This is a genomic window from Mycobacterium sp. GA-1199, assembly GCF_001500045.1.
Lineage (GTDB): Bacteria > Actinomycetota > Actinomycetes > Mycobacteriales > Mycobacteriaceae > Mycobacterium.
Genome location: NZ_LQIX01000042.1, coordinates 1 through 1260 on the forward strand (window position 1 = coordinate 1; position 1260 = coordinate 1260).

1 protein-coding gene is annotated in these 1260 nt (G+C 62.0%); it reads right to left on the reverse strand.

The features are described from left to right. Positions 1-7: 7 nt before the first annotated feature. Positions 8-1252, reverse strand: a complete 1245-nt coding sequence (locus AU198_RS19570; RefSeq protein WP_064350240.1) for an IS30 family transposase — start codon at positions 1250-1252, stop codon at positions 8-10. Positions 1253-1260: the final 8 nt, after the last annotated feature.

Sequence of the window (1260 nt, forward strand, 5' to 3'; positions counted from 1 at the left end):
GGCGGTTTCAAGCGATCGATGCAATAGCGGGTGGTTTGGACGGATTCGAGAGTAGTTCGTCGAGCGCTTCTGCCGGGGTTTTCCAGCCCAGGGTTTTGCGTGGTCGGGTGTTGAGCTTGGCGGCGACGTAGTCGAGGTAGTCGGCCGGGAAGATTGAGAGGTCGGTGCCTTTGGCAAAGTATTGGCGTAGCAGGCCGTTGGTGTTTTCGTTCGTGCCGCGTTGCCATGGAGAATGCGGATCGCAGAAATAGATATCGAGTTCGGCGGCGGCGGCGATGGCGACATGGTTGGCCATCTCGCTACCTTGGTCCCAGGCCAAGGTTTTGCGCAGGATCGCTGGCAGCTGAGCCATCTTGTCGACGATGGCGTCTTGCACCGCATCGGCTCGGTGGTTGTCGGGCAGGTGCAACAGCATGACGAACCGGCTGGCACGCTCTACCACGGTGCCGATCGCCGAGGCCGAGGCGGTGCTGCCCAGTATCAGGTCGCCCTCCCAGTGCCCGGGCACCGCGCGATCCTTGGCTTCGGGCGGGCGTTCGCTGATGTTGATCATGTCGCGGATGCGGCCTCGCCGCTCGTCGGGACGGCGCTGAGGTTTGCGTATCGCCCGCCCGGTGCGCAGGCAGGTGTGCAATTCGCGGCGCAGATTCCCTTTGCCCTGAATGTAAATCGATCGGTAGATGGTCTCGGGTGACACTCGCATCTCCGGGTCGTTGGGGAAGTCGATCACTAACCGCTCAGCGATCTGCTCAGGGCTGTGTTCCTCAAGTAACCGCCTCTGCACCTCTTCATGCAACCGTTCGTTGACGGCCAGCTTGCTTGGTTTGGGGCGTCGAGCGCGTTGATCAGAACGGGCTTGGGCCACGTACGCGTCGTAATGCACCTGCGCAGTTCTGCCGCTTTGGCGCGCGCCGAAGGCTTGTTTCCGCCGATACCCCGACGTCCCCGTGACGTTATGGATATCGGCGTTGGCGTCGATCTCACGCTTGATCGTCGAGGCCGGCCGCGGCGGAGTCAACCGCGCACCTATCGACTGCAGCGACTCGTTGGTCTTGATGCCGAGGTCGATCTGGATGCGATCGGCTAAGGTCAATCGAGGCTTAGGACCTGAGTTCTTCGGTTCGGTAAGCCGTGGCTTCACTCCGCCAGCGTCGCGCAGCCAGCGAACTCCGGTACCTTCCGACACGCCGACCGCCAAACCGGCATCCCCGGCCGTACAGCCATCACTGACATGACCCCAAAACTCGCGCACAACAAAGG